This window comes from Streptomyces sp. NPDC111628 (assembly GCF_055635195.1).
The window spans coordinates 220,945-239,037 of sequence record NZ_JBVKBZ010000009.1 but is presented as its reverse complement, the minus strand read 5'-3'; the positions used below and the strand labels follow the sequence as shown (position 1 = coordinate 239,037).

General features: G+C 73.2%; 16 protein-coding genes. 6 read left to right on the top strand and 10 right to left on the bottom strand.

The window, feature by feature from the left end; all coding sequences use genetic code 11:
• Nucleotides 1–381, bottom strand: a complete 381-nt coding sequence (locus ACZ7MF_RS38645) for an SsgA family sporulation/cell division regulator (protein ID WP_471482831.1) — start codon at nucleotides 379–381, stop codon at nucleotides 1–3.
• A gap of 185 nt (nucleotides 382–566) precedes the next feature.
• Here ACZ7MF_RS38645 and ACZ7MF_RS38640 point away from each other — a divergent pair, with 185 nt between their 5' ends.
• The 4 genes from ACZ7MF_RS38640 (at nucleotide 567) to ACZ7MF_RS38625 (ending at nucleotide 4,459) form a co-directional block, all read left to right on the top strand.
• Nucleotides 567–1,631 carry an energy-coupling factor ABC transporter permease gene (locus ACZ7MF_RS38640; RefSeq protein WP_471482829.1) on the top strand — a complete coding sequence of 355 codons (1,065 nt, stop codon included), beginning with the start codon at nucleotides 567–569 and terminating at the stop codon, nucleotides 1,629–1,631.
• 1 nt (nucleotide 1,632) lies between these two features.
• Entirely contained in the window at nucleotides 1,633–2,424 is a 792-nt protein-coding gene (gene cbiQ, locus ACZ7MF_RS38635) for a cobalt ECF transporter T component CbiQ (protein ID WP_471482828.1), read from the top strand.
• Nucleotides 2,421–3,179 (top strand): energy-coupling factor ABC transporter ATP-binding protein, encoded by a 759-nt coding sequence (locus ACZ7MF_RS38630; protein WP_471482827.1) that lies wholly within the window; start codon nucleotides 2,421–2,423, stop codon nucleotides 3,177–3,179. Before cbiQ ends, ACZ7MF_RS38630 begins: the two co-directional genes overlap by 4 nt.
• 71 nt (nucleotides 3,180–3,250) lie before the next feature.
• Nucleotides 3,251–4,459 carry a serine hydrolase domain-containing protein gene (locus tag ACZ7MF_RS38625; RefSeq protein ID WP_471482826.1) on the top strand — a complete coding sequence of 403 codons (1,209 nt, stop codon included), beginning with the start codon at nucleotides 3,251–3,253 and terminating at the stop codon, nucleotides 4,457–4,459.
• Between the two features lie 56 nt (nucleotides 4,460–4,515).
• Here the strand turns inward: ACZ7MF_RS38625 and ACZ7MF_RS38620 are convergent, their stop codons facing one another.
• From ACZ7MF_RS38620 to ACZ7MF_RS38600, 5 genes are all read right to left on the bottom strand, one after another.
• Nucleotides 4,516–4,791, bottom strand: coding sequence for a DUF1876 domain-containing protein (locus ACZ7MF_RS38620; RefSeq protein WP_356859212.1), 276 nt, complete (start codon nucleotides 4,789–4,791; stop codon nucleotides 4,516–4,518).
• 74 nt (nucleotides 4,792–4,865) lie between these two features.
• Entirely contained in the window at nucleotides 4,866–5,711 is an 846-nt protein-coding gene (locus tag ACZ7MF_RS38615) for an EamA family transporter (RefSeq protein WP_471482824.1), read from the bottom strand.
• Nucleotides 5,708–6,235 carry a YbaK/EbsC family protein gene (locus tag ACZ7MF_RS38610; protein ID WP_471482823.1) on the bottom strand — a complete coding sequence of 176 codons (528 nt, stop codon included), beginning with the start codon at nucleotides 6,233–6,235 and terminating at the stop codon, nucleotides 5,708–5,710. The genes ACZ7MF_RS38615 and ACZ7MF_RS38610 overlap by 4 nt, the downstream gene beginning before the upstream one ends.
• 158 nt (nucleotides 6,236–6,393) lie before the next feature.
• Nucleotides 6,394–8,631 carry an MMPL family transporter gene (locus ACZ7MF_RS38605; protein WP_471482822.1) on the bottom strand — a complete coding sequence of 746 codons (2,238 nt, stop codon included), beginning with the start codon at nucleotides 8,629–8,631 and terminating at the stop codon, nucleotides 6,394–6,396.
• 103 nt (nucleotides 8,632–8,734) lie between these two features.
• Nucleotides 8,735–9,334 (bottom strand): TetR/AcrR family transcriptional regulator, encoded by a 600-nt coding sequence (locus tag ACZ7MF_RS38600; RefSeq protein ID WP_159327064.1) that lies wholly within the window; start codon nucleotides 9,332–9,334, stop codon nucleotides 8,735–8,737.
• 169 nt (nucleotides 9,335–9,503) lie between these two features.
• Between ACZ7MF_RS38600 and ACZ7MF_RS38595 the strand changes: the two genes are divergently transcribed.
• On the top strand, nucleotides 9,504–13,496 hold the full coding sequence (locus ACZ7MF_RS38595; protein ID WP_471482821.1) for a S41 family peptidase: 3,993 nt from the start codon (nucleotides 9,504–9,506) through the stop codon (nucleotides 13,494–13,496).
• 89 nt (nucleotides 13,497–13,585) lie between these two features.
• On the opposite strand, the gene ACZ7MF_RS38590 is transcribed toward ACZ7MF_RS38595, so the two are convergent.
• The 4 genes from ACZ7MF_RS38590 to ACZ7MF_RS38575 all read right to left on the bottom strand — a co-directional run bounded on the left by ACZ7MF_RS38590 (nucleotide 13,586) and on the right by ACZ7MF_RS38575 (nucleotide 17,274).
• The gene (locus ACZ7MF_RS38590; RefSeq protein WP_356859202.1) at nucleotides 13,586–13,813 is read right to left on the bottom strand and encodes a hypothetical protein; all 228 of its coding nucleotides are present in this window, start codon (nucleotides 13,811–13,813) and stop codon (nucleotides 13,586–13,588) included.
• 88 nt (nucleotides 13,814–13,901) lie between these two features.
• Nucleotides 13,902–14,795 (bottom strand): SDR family oxidoreductase, encoded by an 894-nt coding sequence (locus tag ACZ7MF_RS38585; protein ID WP_471482820.1) that lies wholly within the window; start codon nucleotides 14,793–14,795, stop codon nucleotides 13,902–13,904.
• Nucleotides 14,792–15,736 carry an alpha/beta fold hydrolase gene (locus ACZ7MF_RS38580; RefSeq protein WP_471482818.1) on the bottom strand — a complete coding sequence of 315 codons (945 nt, stop codon included), beginning with the start codon at nucleotides 15,734–15,736 and terminating at the stop codon, nucleotides 14,792–14,794. The genes ACZ7MF_RS38585 and ACZ7MF_RS38580 overlap by 4 nt, the downstream gene beginning before the upstream one ends.
• Nucleotides 15,733–17,274 carry a flavin-containing monooxygenase gene (locus tag ACZ7MF_RS38575; protein WP_471482817.1) on the bottom strand — a complete coding sequence of 514 codons (1,542 nt, stop codon included), beginning with the start codon at nucleotides 17,272–17,274 and terminating at the stop codon, nucleotides 15,733–15,735. The genes ACZ7MF_RS38580 and ACZ7MF_RS38575 overlap by 4 nt, the downstream gene beginning before the upstream one ends.
• A 157-nt stretch (nucleotides 17,275–17,431) precedes the next feature.
• On the opposite strand from ACZ7MF_RS38575, the gene ACZ7MF_RS38570 reads away from it, so the two are divergent.
• Nucleotides 17,432–18,079: a MerR family transcriptional regulator gene (locus ACZ7MF_RS38570; protein ID WP_356859194.1), complete on the top strand. Its 648-nt coding sequence runs from the start codon at nucleotides 17,432–17,434 to the stop codon at nucleotides 18,077–18,079.
• Nucleotides 18,080–18,093: the final 14 nt, after the last annotated feature.

Here is an 18,093-nt window from a genome sequence, read left to right as displayed (position 1 = left end):
TCAGTGGGCCACCGGCTGCGCGGTGGCCGCGTAGGTGCGGCGCAGGAAGCGGATGAGGGCCTTGTTCTCGAACTGGACCACCGAACAGCCCTGCGGGGAGTGGAACTCGACCACGGCCTGCACCCGGCCGCACGGCCACACCCGCACCTCGCCGCTCCCGGCGGGCGCACGCAGGCCCTGTTCCAGCAGCTCGCGGGAGAAGGTCCACTCGCGGGAGCGGGACGCGCGGCCGCCCCGCCCGGGCAGGGCGACGCACACCAGCGAGGGGTCGAGTCCGGGGTCGTAGCGCAGGACGACGGGTATCGCCCCGCCGTCGTCCTGGTCGGGGGCATCCCCGTCCGTGAGGATGTGGGCTCGTGCGTACTGTTCGACTACGGACATGGGGTCGCCCCTTACGCTCTGCCACCTTTGTTGAAGCTGTGGGTCCACCCCCACTCCAATGTCCCATATTTCCCGGCTCACGCCCTGCGGGCCGGATACCACATGTGAGATGGACCCCATCGGCAGACCGGCAGCCTTTACCTCGCTCTTGCGAACGAGTTGCAACTGGTCTCTATCATCGAACCGTGCATGTACCTGACGGATTCATCAACGCCCCGACCTCCGCCGTGACCGGAGTCGTCGCCGCGGGCGCCATCGCGGTCAGCCTGCGCGGCGCACGCCGTGAGCTGGACGAGCGGACGGCGCCGCTGGCCGGGCTGGTCGCGGCGTTCATCTTCGCGGTGCAGATGCTGAACTTCCCGGTCGCGGCCGGGACCAGCGGGCATCTGCTCGGTGGCGCACTCGCCGCCATCCTCGTGGGGCCTTATACGGGTGTGCTGTGTGTCTCCGTCGTGCTGCTGATGCAGGGCATCCTCTTCGCCGACGGCGGTCTGACCGCGCTCGGCGTGAACATCACCGACATGGCGATCGTCACCACGGTCGTCGCCTACGCCCTCTTCCGGGGCCTGGTGAAGGTGCTGCCCCGCACCCGCCGCTCGGTCACCGTGGCCTCGTTCGTCGCCGCGCTGGTCTCCGTGCCGGCCGCCGCCCTCGCCTTCACGTTCCTGTACTGGATCGGCGGCACCACCGACGTCTCCATCGGCAAGGTCGCCACCGCGATGATCGGCGTGCACGTGCTGATCGGCATCGGCGAGGCCGCGATCACCGCGCTGACCGTCGGCGCCGTCATCGCCGTACGCCCGGACCTGGTGTACGGGGCACGCGGGCTCCAGCAGCGGCTCAAGCTGCGGGTGAACGGTGAGCTGGTCGACGCCCCCGGGTCCGAACCGACCCCCGCCGCCCCCGCGCCCGTCGCCGCCCGTTCGCACCGCAAGGTGTGGATCACCGGCCTCGTCGCCTCCCTGGTCCTCGCCGGATTCGTCAGCTTCTACGCCTCCGCCAACCCCGACGGCCTGGAGAAGGTCGCCACCGACAAGGGCATCGACGAGAAGGCCGAGGAGCACGCCGCCGCCGACTCCCCGCTCGCCGACTACGGCGTCAAGGACATCACCAACGCCCGGGTCTCCGGCGGCCTCGCGGGCGTGATCGGCGTCGGCGTCACCGTCGTCGCGGGCAGCGCCGTGTTCTGGGCGGTGCGCAGGCGCCGCAGCGACGACGCGTCCCCGACCAGCACGGAAACGACCGTCTGAGGTGGGTGCGGATGGGGGTACCTCCCACGCGTTCAGCAGTGGGGGAGCGCACCGGCTCTACCGGCACGGGCACTCCCCCGTGCACGGGCTGCCGCCGCACACCAAACTCGCCGCGGTCTTCGCCTTCGTGGTCGTCGTGGTGTCCACGCCACGCGAGGCGATGTGGGCCTTCGGCCTGTACGCGCTGCTGCTCGCGACGGTGGCGTACGCGGCGCGCGTCCCGGCGTCCTTCCTGCTCAAGCGGATGCTGATCGAGGTGCCGTTCGTCGCGTTCGCGGTGCTCATGCCGTTCGTCGCGGAGGGCGAGCGGGTCGACGTGCTCGGCCTGTCCCTGAGCGTCAACGGCCTGTGGGGCGCCTGGAACGTCCTGGCCAAGGGCACCCTGGGCGTCGCCGCCTCCGTGCTCCTCGCCTCCACGACCGAGCTGCGGGAACTCCTCCTCGGTCTCCAGCGGCTGCGGCTGCCGCCGCTGCTGGTGCAGATCGCCTCGTTCATGATCCGGTACGGCGATGTCATCGCGGACGAGATGCGGCGGATGCGGATCGCCCGGGAGTCGCGCGGGTTCGAGGCCAAGGGTGTGCGGCACTGGGGCGTGCTCGCCAAGTCGGCGGGGGCGCTGTTCATCCGCTCCTACGAACGCGGCGAGCGCGTCCACCTGGCCATGGTCAGCCGCGGGTACGCCGGTTCGATGCCGGTGATCGACGAGGTGACCGCGTCCCGGGCGCAGTGGTCGTACGCGCTGGCCCTCCCGTGTGCGGCACTCGTCGTGTGTCTGCTGGGATGGACGCTATGACAGCCAACCCGGCCTCCCTCGACGTCTCCGGCCTCGCCTTCGCCTACCCCGACGGGCATCAGGCGCTGTTCGGCGTGGACTTCTCCGTCGCGCGCGGCGAGCGGGTCGCGCTGCTCGGTCCGAACGGCGCGGGCAAGACGACCCTCGTCCTGCACCTCAACGGCATCCTCACCGGCGGCACCGGCACGGTCACGGTCGCCGGGCTGCCGGTGGACAAGCGGAACATGGCGGAGATCAGGCGCCGGGTCGGCATCGTCTTCCAGGACCCCGACGACCAGCTGTTCATGCCGACCGTGCGCGAGGACGTGGCGTTCGGACCGGCGGCGGCCGGGGTGAAGGGGGCCGAGCTGGAGGCCTGCGTGGACCGGGCGCTCACGCTGGTCGGCATGGCGGAGTTCAAGGACCGGCCGCCGCACCACCTCTCCTTCGGCCAGCGGCGCCGGGTGGCGGTGGCGACCGTGCTCGCCATGGAGCCGGAGATCCTGGTCCTGGACGAGCCCTCCTCCAACCTCGACCCGGCCTCCCGCCGCGAACTCGCCGACATCCTGCGCTCCCTGGACGTCACGGTCCTGATGGTCACCCACGACCTGCCCTACGCCCTGGAGCTGTGCCCCCGTGCCCTGATCCTCAGCGACGGGGTGATCGCGGCGGACGGACCGACCGCGGAGCTGCTGTCCGACGACGCCCTGATGCGCGCCCACCGCCTGGAGCTGCCCTTCGGCTTCGACCCGCGGTCGGTGTCGGCGAGCGGGTGAGGAATGGTGGACCGCCGGTGGCGGTTGCAGCCACTGTCACGAGGGGCCGGAAGGGGCGTACAGAGGTGGACGTGAACGTGCACGGCACGGTGGCCGAGGGCTTCGAGCCGGTGAGGGACGCGTTCGCACGGAACTTCACCGCGCTCGGCGAGCGAGGGGCGGCCGTCGCCGTCTACCGGGACGGGCGCAAGGTCGTCGATCTGTGGGGCGGCAGCAGGGACGTCGACGACACCGCCGGCGCCGAGCCGTGGCGGCGCGGGACCGCACAGGTGGTCCGCTCGGCGACCAAGGGCGTCGCCGCCGCCGTGCCGCTGCTGCTGCACCGGCGCGGGGAGCTGGACCTGGACGCGCCGGTGGGCGAGTACTGGCCGGAGTTCAAGGCGCACGGCAAGGAGCGGGTGCTGGTCCGGCACGTGCTGAACCACCGGGCCGGGCTGCCGGTCCTGGACCGTCCGCTCACCCCCGAGGACGCCCTGGACCCGCTGCGGGGCCCCGCCGCCGTCGCCGCGCAGGCCCCCGTCTGGGAGCCGGGCACCGACCACGGCTACCACGCGCTGACCTACGGCTGGCTGCTCGACGAGCTGGTCCGCCGGGTGACGGGCGGGCGCGGCGCCGGACAGTGGATCGCGGACGAGATCGCCCGCCCGCTCGGCCTGGACCTGTGGGTCGGGCTGCCCGCGGCGGAGGAGGCCGCGGGCAGGGCCGGTCGCGTCGGGCGCCTCGACGACCCCGAGCCGTCGGGGCCCGGGAACGGCCCGCGGCTGCGCCCCAAGCGCTCGGTCACCGAGGCGTACGACAACCCGGAGTCCCTCACCCGCCGCGCGTTCGCCGCGATCACCCCCTTCCCCGACCAGAACGACCCGGTGTACCGCGCGGCCGCGCTCCCGGCCGCCAACGGCATCGCGACGGCCGACGGCCTGGCCCGCTTCTACGCGGCGCTGATCGGCGAGGTCGACGGCGTGACGCGCGGCGTGCGGCTGTTCGACCCGGCGACCATGGAGCTGGCCCGCGCGGAGGAGTCCGCCGGTCCCGACCGGATCCTGGTCGTGGGCACCCGGTTCGGCCTCGGCTACATGCTGCACGGCAGCGCGTCCCCGTTCCTGGCCCCCGGCTCCTTCGGCCACCCGGGCCGCGGCGGCTCCCTGGGCTTCGCCGACCCGGAGGCCGGCATCGCGCTCGGCTACGTCACCAACGGCTTCCGCAAGACCGTGACGGCGGACCCGCGGGCGCAGGCGCTGGTACGGGCGGTACGCGCGTCGCTCGCCCAGGGCCCGTCCTAGAGACAGGCCCTGGACCGGGCCCAGACGCGGGTTCAGGCGTGGGTTCAGACGTGGGTTCAGACGTGGATCGGGTGCGAGGTCCGCCCGGACGCCGCGTCGATCTCGTCGTGGGCCTTGGTGAGCAGCTGCATCGCCAGCTCGTTCAACGCCCGTGCGCCCGCGACCTCCTCACCGACCCGTGGCTGCTGGGAGTCGATCCGGTGCCGGCTGGCGTGGCCGTGCGCGCGGACCTCGGTGCCGTCGGGGAGCCGCACCATCGCGACCGCCCGCGTGTGCTGGTCGTCCTCCGTGAACTCCATCTCGACGTGCCATCCCACTGTGGTGTGCATCATGACGATCACCTCCGGAACACCTTCTTCCAGGGTGCGCCTCACGACGGCCGTACGCACCATCCAGGCCCTCGCGGCTATCCGGTGTGCAGCATCAGCCCGATCCCGACGACCAGGAGACCGGCCGCCGCGATCCGGGGCGCGCCGAACCGCTCCTTGAAGAACAGGGCCCCTATCGCGGCGCCGACCAGGATGGACGACTCGCGCAGGGCGGCGATGGGCGCGAGTTCGGCGCGGGTCTGCGCCCACAGGACCAGGGCGTAGGCGGTGACGGACAGGGCCGCGCCGACCAGTCCGAGACCGGCCTGGGGCCGCAGCAGGGCCCAGGCCCCGGCGCGGTGCCGGTACAGGAAGTACGCCGGCAGGACCGTCCCCTGCACCGCCATCAGCCAGGCGATGTAGCCGAGGGAGGACCCGGAGGCGCGGACGCCGAGGCCGTCGACGACCGTGTACGCCGCGATGGTCACGCCGGTCGCCAGGGCGGCGCCGATGGCCGCCCAGTCGGGCCGGCGGCCGCGCAGCCCCCACAGGGCGACGCCGGTCAGCCCGGCGCAGGAGACCAGGATGCCCCCGGTCGCCCAGCCGTCCGGCACCTCGTGGGCGAAGACGGCGGCGAGGACGGTGACCAGCAGCGGCGCGCTGCCGCGGGCGATCGGGTAGGCCTGGCCGAAGTCGCCCAGCCGGAAGGACCGCATGAGCAGGGCGTAGTACGCGATGTGGATGGCGGCGGAGACCAGGAGGTACGGCCAGGCCTCGGCCGCGGGGAACGCCGTGAACGGCAGCAGCGCGAGCCCGATGAGCATTCCGCCGCCGGAGATCAGCGCGAACCCGGTCAGCTTGTCGGTGATCCGGTGGGCGATGGCGTTCCAGCTGGCGTGGGTGACCGCCGCGAGCAGGACGGCGGCGGTGACCAGCGGCGTCACTCGGAGCGCTCGCGCACGTCCACGAGGGTGGCGCCGGCGGTGGCGACGAGGTCCTTGGGCTCCATCGGGAAGACGGCGTACGGGGTGCCGGCGGCGGCCCAGACGACGTCGTGGGCGAGCAGGGACCGGTCGGCGAGCACCCGGGTCCTGGTCCGGTGCCCGAAGGGCGGCACCCCGCCGATCGCGTACCCGGTCGTCTCCCGTACGACGTCGGCCTTGGCCCGGGTGACCTTCCCGGCGCCGAGTTCCTCGCGGACCCGGTCCAGGTCGACGCGGGAGGCGCCGTCCATGAGGACCAGTACGGGCACGCCGTCCGCGGCGAAGATGAGCGACTTGCAGATCTGGCTCAGCTCGCACCCGATGGCGGCGGCGGCCTCGGCGGCGGTGCGCGTGGCCTCCGGGAAGCGCCGGGCCCGTCCGGCCAGGTCGCCGAGGCCCAGCTCGCCGAGGGCGGCGGCGAAGCGCGGGTGGGCGGCGGAGTCGGAGGAGGCGGCGGAGTCGGAGGCGTCGTCGGTCGTCGTCATGGACCGCACCGTAGCGGTACGTGTAGTCCACAGGCGACCGGGTTACGGAGCCGTCGGGTGCCCCGGAACGGAGGAAGCCGGTGAGGGCAGCCCCGTCCCCACGGAGCCCTCACCGGCTGGTCTGTTGTCGTCCTCCTGTCAGAGGCGGGGGTGGCGGGTCAGGTGCGCACCAGCTCCCGGTCCTCGTCGGGGCCGGTGCCCCGCTCGGCGGCGGTGCGCAGGCCCTCGCCCTCGACGTCCACGTTGGGCAGTGCGCGGTCCAGCCACTTCGGCAGCCACCAGGCCTTCTTGCCGAGCAGGGCGAGGACCGCCGGGACGATGGCCATGCGGACGACGAACGCGTCGAAGAAGACGGCGATCGCGAGGCCGAAGCCGATCATCTTGACCATGGACTCGCTGGAGCCGATGAAGCCGGCGAAGACCGCCATCATGATCACCGCGGCGGCGGTGACGACCCGGGCGCCGTGCTTGAATCCGGTGACGACCGCCTGGTTCGGCTTCTCGCCGTGGACGTAGGCCTCCCGCATGCGGGTGACCAGGAAGACCTCGTAGTCCATCGCCAGGCCGAAGACCACGCCGACCATGAAGATCGGCATCATCGACATGACCGGTCCGGTCTCCTCCACGCCCATCAGGCCGGACAGCCAGCCCCACTGGAAGACCGCGACGACCGCGCCGAGCGCCGCCATGACGGAGAGCAGGAAGCCGAGGGCCGCCTTCAGCGGGACCAGGATCGAGCGGAAGACCACGATGAGGAGGAGGAAGGCCAGGCCGACCACCAGGACCAGGTACGGCACCAGCGCGTCGTTGAGCTTCTGGCTGACGTCGATGTTCATCGCCGTCGAGCCGGTGACCAGGGTCTCGGCGCCGGTCTTCGCCTCGATGTCGCCGCCCGCGTCACGGATGGCGTGCACCAGGTCCTCGGTCTGCACGGACGACGGCTTGGAGTCCGGGACCACGGTGATGGTCGCGGTGTCGCCGCCCTTGTTGGGCGCGGGCGGGGCCACCGCCACGACGCCGTCGAGGCCCTTGATCTCGCCCGCGACGTCGTCGAAGGCGTCCTTGGGCGCGTCGCTGCCCTTGGCGTCCACGACGACCATCAGCGGGCCGTTGAAGCCGGGGCCGAAGCCCTCGGAGAGCAGGTCGTAGGCGCGGCGCTGGGTCGTGGACGTCGGCTGGGAGCCGTCGTCGGGCAGGCCCAGCTCCAGGGAGGTCGCGGGGACCGCGGCGGCGCCGAGGCCGATGACGCCCAGCAGGAGGACGGCGAGGGGGCGGCGGACGACGAAGCTCGCCCAGCGGGTGCCCAGGTTGGCCTTCGGCTGCCCGACCGGCCGGTCCGGCTTCGGCTCAGCCTTTCGGGAGCGGCCCAGCAGCCTGCCCTTCGCCCCGGCGGGCTTGACCCTGCGACCGGCGTAGCCGAGCAGCGCGGGGATCATCGTCAGGGCGATCAGGACCGCGATGGCGACGGTGCCGGCGGCCGCGATGCCCATCTTGGTGAGCATCGGGATGTTGACGACCGCGAGGCCCACCAGGGCGATGACGACGGTGAGTCCGGCGAAGACGACCGCGGAGCCCGCGGTGCCGACCGCCCGTCCGGCGGCCTCCTCGCGTTCGCGCCCCTCGGCGAGTTCGGCGCGGTAGCGGGAGACGATGAACAGGGCGTAGTCGATGCCGACCGCGAGGCCGATCATCATCGCCAGGATCGAGGTGGTCGAGCCCAGTTCGAGCGCGCTGGCCAGCGCGGTGATCGAGGAGACGCCGATGCCCACGCCGATCAGGGCGGTGAGCAGCGGCAGCCCGGCCGCGACCAGGGAGCCGAAGGTGATGACCAGGACGACGGCGGCGACCGCGATGCCGATGACCTCGGTGGCGCCGGTCTCCGGGACGGCCTGGAGCGCGTCACCGCCGATCTCGACGGTCAGCCCGGCGTCGCGCGCCTGCTGGGCGGCGTCCTCCAGGGCGTCCTTGGTGGACTCCTCCAGCTCCATGCCGGAGACGTCGTACTTCACCGAGGCGTAGGCGATGGCGCCGTCCTTGCTGACGGCGTCGCCGGTGTAGGGGTCGGCGACCGAGGCGACCTCGGAGCCGTCCGCCAGTTCGTCGACGGTCTTCTCGACGGTCGCCTTGTTGCCGGCGTCCGTCATCTTCTCGCCGGCGGGCGCCTTGAAGACGACCCGTGCGGTCGCCCCGTCGGCGCTCGCCCCGGGGAAGCGCTGTTCCAGCAGGTCGAAGGCCTTCTGGGCCTCCGTTCCAGGGATGGAGAAGGAGGAGTTTCCGGCGGGCGGGGCGCTGGCGGCGCCGACGCCGGCGAGCGTCAGCAGGGCCACCCAGATCAGGGCGACGAAGTGCCGTCGGCGAAAGGCGAGCCGGCCGAGTTTGTAGAGGAACGTGGCCACGGGGGCGTACTCCCGGTCAGGTCGTGGGTCTTCAGGGCAGGGGGGATCAGCCCGACGACGTGAGCGGTTACGTCAGGTGGGGCTCAGACGGTGCGTGGGGATGTCAGTGGGTGGAGACGCCGAGTGCGGGGAGGATCACGGCGTCGATGTAGGAGGTGAGGAACTCCCGGGTCGGCGGCTGGTCGTCCAGCAGCGTGCGGGTGGCGAATCCGCCGACCATCATGTGCACGAGGAAGTCCAGCGCCGGACAGTCCGCTCTGATCTCACCGCGGTCGACGGCGCGCTGCATCACGCGCTGGAACTCGACCATCTCCGGTTCGATGAGCTGTTCCCGGAACGCCTGGCGAAGGTCCGGGTTCTGGTGCAGCGCCATGGCGACGCCCCGCATCAGCGCGGAGTTCTGTTCCATGGTGCAGTCGTCCTCACGCGCCATCAGGGCGTGCAGGTCGCCGCGGAGCGACCCGGTGTCGACGTCGCCGATCTCGCCGGGCTTGTTGTGCCGGATGGCCTTGACGACCAGCTCCGGCTTGCCGCCCCACTGGCGGTAGAGCGTCGCCTTGCTGGACCGGGTGCGGGCGGCCACGGCGTCCATGGTGAGGGCGTCGTAACCGACTTCGCGGAGCAGGTCGAGCACGGCCTCGTACAGCTCGGCCTCGCGCTCGGGAGTGATCCGGCTACGGCGCGCGGTGGCGGTCTCCGTCATCTCGCTCACTCCTCTCCGTCCGGCCGACCGGTCCACTCGACCAGAACGACACTGTTTCGTACATGACGAATGTACCCCACCGCCTAGCGAAACGAAACGGTTTCGTTCGTGGTTTGGGTCACGGTTGTCGGCGCCGCATAAGTTGCCGGTACCCGGTGCCCGGAAAAGCATGGGGTGGGTGAGTTATCTGCGCCTTCCGCACCTCAGTGGCGACCAGCTGTGTTTCGTGGCCGAGGACGACCTCTGGCTCGCGTCCCTCGACGGTCCGGGCCGGGCCTGGCGGCTCACCGTCGACCGCACCAAGGCCGGTCCCCCGCGCTTCTCCCCCGACGGCCGGCACATCGCGTACACCAGCTGGCGCAGTCTGGTGCCGGAGGTCCACCTCGTGCCGGTGGACGGCGGCCCCGGACGGCAGCTCACCCACTGGGGCGGCTTCGACACCCGGGTCTGCGGCTGGTCGCCCCCCGACCCCGACGGCAGCACCGCCGTTCTCGCCGTCGCCTCGCACGGCGAGCCCTTCTCGCACCTCACCTGGGCCTACAAGGTCACCCCCGACGGCGACCCGGGCCGCAAGCTGCCCTGGGGGCCGGTCACCGACATCCAGGCCGCCGACCTCGACGGCGAACGCAGGACCCTCCTCCTCACCGGCACCCCGCCGCACGAGCCGGCCGCCTGGAAGCGCTACCGGGGCGGTGCCACGGGCCGCCTCTGGCTGCACGGCGAGCGGCTCCTGCCCGACCTCGGCGGACACCTCTCCGCGCCCATGTTCGTCGGCGGCCGGATCGCCTTCCTCTCCGACCACGAGGGCGTCGGCAACCTGTACTCCTGCGCGCACGACGGCACCGGTCTGCGCCGCCACACCGACCACGACGCGTTCTACGCCCGCAACGCCGCGAGCGACGGCACCCGGGTGGTGTACCAGTGCGCGGGCGATCTGTGGATCGTGGAGGACCTCGCGCCCGGCTCGGCGCCGCGCCGGCTCGACGTGCGGCTGAGCGGTCCGCGCGCGGGACGGCGTACGTACCAGGTGCCCGCGGCCCAGCACGTGGGCGGCATCTCCGTGGACGAGACCGGCCGCGCGAGCGCCGTCGTGGTGCGCGGCAGCCTGTACTGGCTCACCCACCGCGACGGCCCGGCGCGCACCATCGCGGACACCCCGGGGGTACGGGTGCGGCTGCCGGAGATGCTCGGGGAGAGCGGGCGGATCGCGTACGTGACGGACGCGGAGGGCGAGGACGCCGTCGAGATCTCCTACCTGCCCCGGGCGACCGGCGGCCGCGCGGCCCGGCGGCTCGCCTCCGGACGCCTCGGCCGGGTCCTGGAGCTGGTCTCGGACCCGGCGGGCGACCGGCTCGCCGTCGCCTCGCACGACGGACGGCTGCTGATCCTCGACGTCGCGGAGCCGGACACGGAGGTGGCACTGGCGCTGGAGGCGGTGGACGCCGGGTACCCGGCGGACGCGGGCGAAGAGGACGCGGCGGGGACGGCCGCCCGCACGGACCCCACCCCGGACGCCCCCACCGAAGACACCGACCCCGGGGGCACCGGCATGCCGGGAGACGGCACTCCGGGAGGCGACTCCGCGACCGGCGCCCTCGCGGGAGGCGGAACGACCACCGGTGGGACGGCGGGAAGCGCCCCCGCGGACCGCCGCACCGCGGCCGACGCCCCCGGGGCAGGCGCCCCGCACGACGACCCCGACCCCGGCCCGCCCGGCCGACCGACCGCCGGAGGCACCGGCACGGACGTCCCCGCGGGAGGTGACCGGTCGGCAAGCGCCCCCGCGGACCGCCGCACCGCGGCCGACGCCCCCGGGGCAGGCGCCCCGCACGACGACCCCGACCCCGGCCCGCCCGGCCGGCCGACCGCCGGAGGCACCCGCACGGACGTCCCCGCGGGAGGTGGCCGGGCGGCGAGCGCCCCCGCGGAGCGCGGCACCGCGGCCGACGCACCCGGCGACGACCCCGGCGCCGGACCGGCCGCCGGGGGCACCAGCACCCCGGGCGCCCCAGGTGTCCCCGGCCCGGCCGGCCGGCCGACCGACGGGGGCACCCGCACGGAGGTCACCGAGGACGACGCCGACGGCGACGCCGGGGGCACCGTGACGCCGGGCGCCCCCGGCACTCCCGCCACCGCCGGAGGCCAGGTCACCGAGCTGATCCGCTCCGTCAACGGCCCCGTGCGCGACCTCGCCTTCTCCCCCGACGGGGCCTGGCTCACCTGGTCGCACCCGGGCATCGGACGCACCCTGCGGCAGATCAAGATGGCCCGGATCGACGGCCCGGAGGGCACGCTCGTCGTCGACGTCACCAACGGCCGCTTCGAGGACGAGAACCCGGTGTTCACCCGGGACGGCCGCTACCTCGCCTTCCTGTCCTGGCGCGGCTTCGACCCGGTGTACGACGTGCACACCGGCGACCTGTCCTTCCCGCTGGGCTGCCGCCCCTACCTGGTGCCGCTGTCCTCCGCGACCCCCTCCCCCTTCGCCCTCAACCCCGAGGGCCGCCCCGCGGCAGGCGGCCTGGACCCCCTGGAGGACGAGCCCGGCGAGGGCGGCGCGGTGATGGTCGAGGTCGAGGGTCTGGAGAGCCGGGTGACGCCCTTCCCGGTCACCGCCTCCAAGTACTCGGCGCTGGAGCCGGTCGCGGGCGGCGGCCTGGTCTGGCTGCGCTGGCCGATCTCGGGTGCGCTCGGCGAGACCTTCGCCAACCCCGCGGACCCGAGCGAGCGGCCCACCCTGGAGCACTTCAACCTGGCCAAGGCGAAGAAGTCGGAGCTGGTCGACCACCTGGACTGGTTCCGGGTCAGCGGCGACGGCAGCCGCCTGGTGGTGCTCGACGAGGGCGAACTGCGCGCCGTACCGGCGAGCGAGGCGGGCGACGGCGACTCGACCACCTGGATCGACCTGCGCCGCGTCCTGCACGAGGTCGACCCGGCCGCCGAGTGGCGCCAGGCGTACGACGAGGCGGGACGGCTGATCCGCGCCTACTTCTGGGACCCCGGCATGTGCGGCATCGACTGGGACGCGGTCCTGGACCAGTACCGTCCGCTGCTCGAACGGGTCGCCTCCCCCGACGAGTTCGCCGACCTGCTGCGCGAGGTGCTCGGCGAGCTGGGCACCTCGCACGCCTACGTGGTCGCCGCCCGGCGCAACGAGGGCCCGGCGCACTACCAGCGCTGGCAGGGCCTGCTCGGCGCCAACTTCGCCTGCCGGGACGGCCGGTGGCTGGTCCGGCGGATCCTTCCGGGCGACTCCTCCGACTCCAAGGCCCGCTCCCCGCTGGCCGGCACGGGCATCCGCGACGGGGCCGTGCTGACCCACGTCGACGGCCGCCCGGTCGACCCGGCCCTCGGCCCGTCCCCGCTGCTGGCGGGCGCGGGCGGTACGACGGTGGAGCTGACCTTCGCGCCCGCCGAGGGCTGCCAGGGGCCCTCCCGCCGGGTGGCCGTCGTGCCGCTCGTCGACGAACGCCCCCTGCGCTACCAGGACTGGGTGGCCAAACGCCGCGAGGTGGTGCGGGAGTTGAGCGGCGGACGGTGCGGCTACCTGCACATCCCCGACATGGGCGGCTCCGGCTGGGCGCAGTTCAACCGCGACCTGCGCATGGAGGTGTCCCGGCCCGCGCTCATCGTGGACGTGCGCGGCAACGCGGGCGGGCACATCAGCGAGCTGGTCATCGAGAAGCTGACCCGGACCATCCTGGGCTGGGACCTGACGCGGGACGCCCAGCCGGTGTCGTACACCTCCAACGCGCCGCGCGGACCGGTCGTCGCGCTCGCCGACGAGGCGACGTCCTCCGACGGCGACATGATCACGGCGGCGTTCAAGCTGCTTCGCCTCGGCCCCGTGGTCGGGCAGCGCACCTGGGGCGGGGTGGTCGGCATGACCGGCCGGCACCGGCTCGGCGACGGCTCGGTGATCACGGTGCCGATGAACGCGGCCTGGTTCGACGCCTACGGCTGGACCGTGGAGAACTACGGCGTCGCCCCCGACGTCGAGGCGCTGCGCACCCCGCTGGACTGGGCCGAGGGCCGCTACCCGGTCCTCGACGAGGCGGTGCGGCTGGCGTTGGAGCTGCTGGAGACCAACCCGCCCGCCACGCCGCCCGGTTATGACGCCGTACCGGACCGGTCGCGTCCGCCCCTGCCGCCGCGGGAGTAGCGACCTCCCCCGCGACACCTCCGGTGGCACGGGAAAGGGCGCCCACCCGGTCGACCCGGGGGGCGCCCTCTCACCTCAGCGGCGGCGCGTCAGGCGTCGAAGCTGTCCTGGAGCCGGTCGTCCTCGTCGCGACGGCGCGAGGACGGGTCCTGGTGCTCCGACTCGCGGCGACGCGAGGCCGGGGAGGACGGGTCGTTCTCGTCCTCGTCGCGACGGCGGTCGCGGTTCTGGAACTGGTCCCGCCCCTGCTCGGCACGCTGCTTGCCCTGCTGCTGCATGCGCTCGGCCTTGTCCTGGAACTGGTCCTTCATACCCATGTGGGTTCACTCCTGTGGTGATCGGGCCCGACCGGATCGGCCGGGCGCTCGATCAGATTCACACGAGTGGTGACCGTGCGCATGTCGATCACTTACGGACCGTAGTCGCGCTGGTCGGACGGTGTTCGTCGGCCGCTCCACCGGCCCCGACCAGGCCGATCCGCCTGCCGTTCAGCCGGTCGCCGAAGCGCCGCATCTCGCGCTGTCCGACGGTGCCGATGACGGCCGGCAGGTAGCCGCGCACGCCTTGCATGCCGCGCAGCCACCACTGCCCGTAGACGTGCGCGGAGCGGCGCTCGACGCCCTCCACCAGCCTGTCGACGGCCGGGCCCAGCGGGTAGGTCTTGTTGGTCGGCCAGGGCAGCCGCTGCCGCAACTCCCGCATGACGTCGTCCTGGTCGGCGCCGCGCACCATGTCGGTGTCGGTCCAGGACAGGTAGCCGACGCCGACCTTCACGCCGCGGTGCCCGACCTCGCCGCGCAGGCTGTGCGCGTACGCCTCGACGCCGGACTTGGAGGCGCAGTAGGCGCTCATCATCGGGGCGGGGGTGAGGGCGGCCAGCGAGGCGATCTGGAGCAGGTAGCCGCGGCTTTCCAGCAGCGCGGGCAGGAAGGCGCGGGCGGTGACGGCCGAGCCGATCAGGTTGACCTCGATGACCCGCCGCCAGGACTCGGGGTCGGAGTCGACGAAGGGGCCGCCGGTGGCGACGCCCGCGTTGGCGACGACGATGTCGACCTTCCCGAAACGATCCTGCACCTTGGCCGCCACCCGGGCCATCGCCTCGTGGTCGGTGACGTCGGCGTGCCAGTGGTCGCTGTCGCTGTGCAACCGGGCGGAGACCTGCTTGAGTTCGTCCGGTTCCAGCCCGACGAGGGCCACCTTCACCCCGCGCGCGGACAGCTTGCGGGCCATCAGCTCCCCCACGCCCCGTGCGGCTCCGGTGACGACGGCGACCCGTCCTTCCAGGCTCACCCTGCTCATGCGCTCTCCTCGACGGGTACGGCACGCTCACCGCGTGCGCTGGGTATGTAGGTGGCGGCGAGCGCCCGTATCTTGCCGGTGACCAGGTCCGGCGCCTCCACCGGCGTCATGTGGCCGAGCCCCGGCAGTTCCGTCAGGCCCACGCAGTCGGGCAGCGCGGCGGCCAGCGCGCGGGCGTGCACGGGCGGCGTCAGCCGGTCCGCCGTACCGACCACGATCTCCACCGGCATCCGCAGCCCCCGTACGCCGTGGTCGAGGTCGAGCAGGTCCAGCACCTGGGACCAGCCGTGCCGGACCCGGCTCGGGCAGGCGTGCACGATCCGGGCGCAGGCGTCGACCATGTGCGGGGCCGAACCGGGCCCCATCGTCCCGTACTTGAGGATCCGGCGGGCCAGTGGTGTGACCGGTCCGAGCGGCGCCCGGGAGCCGAGGATCCGCCGGGTCAGCCAGGTGCGCACCCGGCCCGCGCGCATCGGCACCACGGTGGCGGACGCCACCAGCCGTGCGCTGCCCGTGCTGCACAGCAGGACGGCCGCCGCGTGCTCGCGCACCGCGGGCCGGGTCGCCGCGGCCATCAGCGTCATCCCGCCCATGGAGTGCCCGGCGATCACGGCCCGCTCGCCCGGGGCCAGGGTGGCCTCCAGTACGGCTTCGAGGTCGTCGGCGAGCGGCTCGGTGCCGTACGCCGGGTTGGCCGGGCTGCGTCCGTGGCCGCGCTGGTCGTAGGCGATGACGCGGTGGTCGACGGCCAGTTCGCGGATCTGCGCCGCCCAGAAGGCGGTGGAGCAGCACCAGCCGTGCGCGAGGACGACCGCGGGGGCGTTCTCGGGGCCGTGCACCTCGACGTGGACGCGGGCGCCGTCGGCGGCGGTGACGGTCAGCTCGTGAGCGGGCACCGGCGGGGCGTACGGGCCGTCGGCGACGTGCAGCAGGCGGCTCACGCGCTCACCTCGGCGTCCGCGCCGGTGTTGGTCTCGGTGGCCTGCACCGCGACCGGGCCCGGGCGCAGCACCCGGTACTCCGCGAGGTCCACGCGGCGTGTCTCGCGCCGGAACTCGGCGGTCGTGCCGGGCCAGACGGTGGTGTTGCGGCCGCTGGCGTCCAGGTACCAGCTGGTGCAGCCGCCGGTGTTCCACACCGTGCGCTTCATGCGCTCCTGCACCCGGTGGTTCCAGTTGCGCACGGCGGCGGGCCGGGGGTCGAGGGCGGTGCGGCCGCCGAGGACGTTCAGCTGGCGCAGGTAGTCCGCCATGTAGTTCAGCTGGGACTCGATCATGAGGATCATCGACGAGTTGCCGAGGCCGGTGTTGGGCCCGATGACCGTCATGAAGTTGGGGAATCCGGCCGCCGTGCCGCCGCGCAGCGCCTCCATCCCGCCCTTCCAGGTCTCGGCCAGCGTCCGCCCGTCCGCGCCCACGACCCGCTCGGCGATGGGCATGTCCGTGACGTGGAAACCGGTGCCGAAGATGATCGCGTCGGCCTCGGCCTCGGTGCCGTCGGCCGCGACGAGCGTCGACCCGCGCACCTCGCTGAGCCCGCTCGCGACCACGTCGACGTTGGGCTCGGCGAGCGCCGGGTAGTACGTGCTCGACAGCAGGATCCGCTTGCAGCCGATGCGGTAGTCGGGGGTGAGCTTGGCGCGCAGGGCCGGGTCCTTGATGGCGGCGCCCATGTTGCGCTTGGCGATCTGCTCCACGAAGCCCAGCTCGTTGGGGTGCTTGGTGAAGGCCTGCACCTGGAGTTCGCGGATGCCCCAGAGCAGCCCGCGGCGCAGCTTGGTGGTGACGGGCAGCGCCCGGTGCAGGGCCCGCTCGGCGCCGCTGATGGCCCGGTCCACGCGGGGCATCACCCAGGCCGGGGTGCGCTGGAAGAGGGTGAGCCGGCCCACCTTCGGCTGGACGGCCGGCACGATCTGGATGGCGGATGCGCCGGTGCCGATCATGGCGACGCGCTTGCCGGCGAGGTCGTAGCCGTGGTCCCAGCGGGCGGAGTGGAAGACCTTGCCGGGGAAGGTGTCGAGCCCGGGGACGTCCGGCGTCCTGGGGTCGGACAGCGGCCCCGTCGCGGACACGACGACGTCGGCCGTGAGCGTGCCGCGCACGGTCTCGATCTCCCACCGCAGCTGCTCGGTGTCCCACGCCATCCGCGTCACCTCCGAGTCGAAGCGGAGATGGGGGCGCAGCCCGAAGGTGTCGGTGACGTGCTCCAGGTAGGCGCGGATGTGCTCCTGCCCGGAGAAGGTGCGCGGCCACTCGGGGTTGGGCGCGAAGGAGAAGGAGTACAGGTGGGACGGCACGTCGCAGGCGCAGCCGGGGTAGCTGTTGTCCCGCCAGGTGCCGCCGACGCTGCCGGACCGCTCCAGTACGACGAAGTCGGTGATCCCTTCGCGCCGCAGCCGCACGGCGGCCCCGAGGCCGCCGAAGCCGGACCCGATCACCGCCACCCGTACGTGTTCGTGAACCTGCTCGTGCTCGGCCATCCCGGAGCCTCCACGCTTGCCTGGACCGTCTGGAACCTGGAACGTCTGGAACCTTGCCAGTGAACACTGGCGCAATGGGAGCGTAGAGCAGCCCCGTACTCATGGGTAGGGGTCGGGCGGAGGAAAGTTACCGGCGGTACGCCATAAGGTCGACGGCGTGACCGAGAAGCGCGAATACCGCATGGAGGAACTGGCCCGGCTGGCCGGCATCACGGTGCGCACCCTGCGCTTCTACCGCGAACGCAAACTGATCCCGCCGCCCCGCCGCGAGGGCCGCATCGCCTGGTACGACGACCACCACCTGGCCCGCCTGCGCACGATCGCGGCCCTCCTGGAGCGCGGCCACACCCTCAACGGCATCGCGGAACTGGCCGACGCCTTCGACCACGGCCGCGACGTCGGCGACCTGCTCGGCCTCGGCGAGCCCACCGAGGAGACGCCGGTCCGCCTCACCCCCGAGGAACTGGCCGCCCGCTTCGAGGGCGAGGTCACCCCGGAGAACCTGGCCGCCGCGATGGAGCTGGGCTACCTCGGCACCGACGGCGACGAACTGGTCCACATCAGCCACCGCCTGCTGGAGGTCTCCTCCGCCCTGGTCCGCGAGGGCATCCCGCTCGGCGAGGTCCTCCAGGCCGGCGTCCGCGTCCGCGAGCACGCCGACGCCCTCGCGGAACTCTTCGCCGACCTGATACTGCGCCACGCCCCCGAACCGGAGCTGCACCGCCTGCGCCCGCTGGCCCGCAGCGTCGTGGAGGCGGAGCTGTCCCTGGCCCTGGACCGACGGATGCGGAAGGGGGCGGAGTAGCCCTCCGCCCGGGC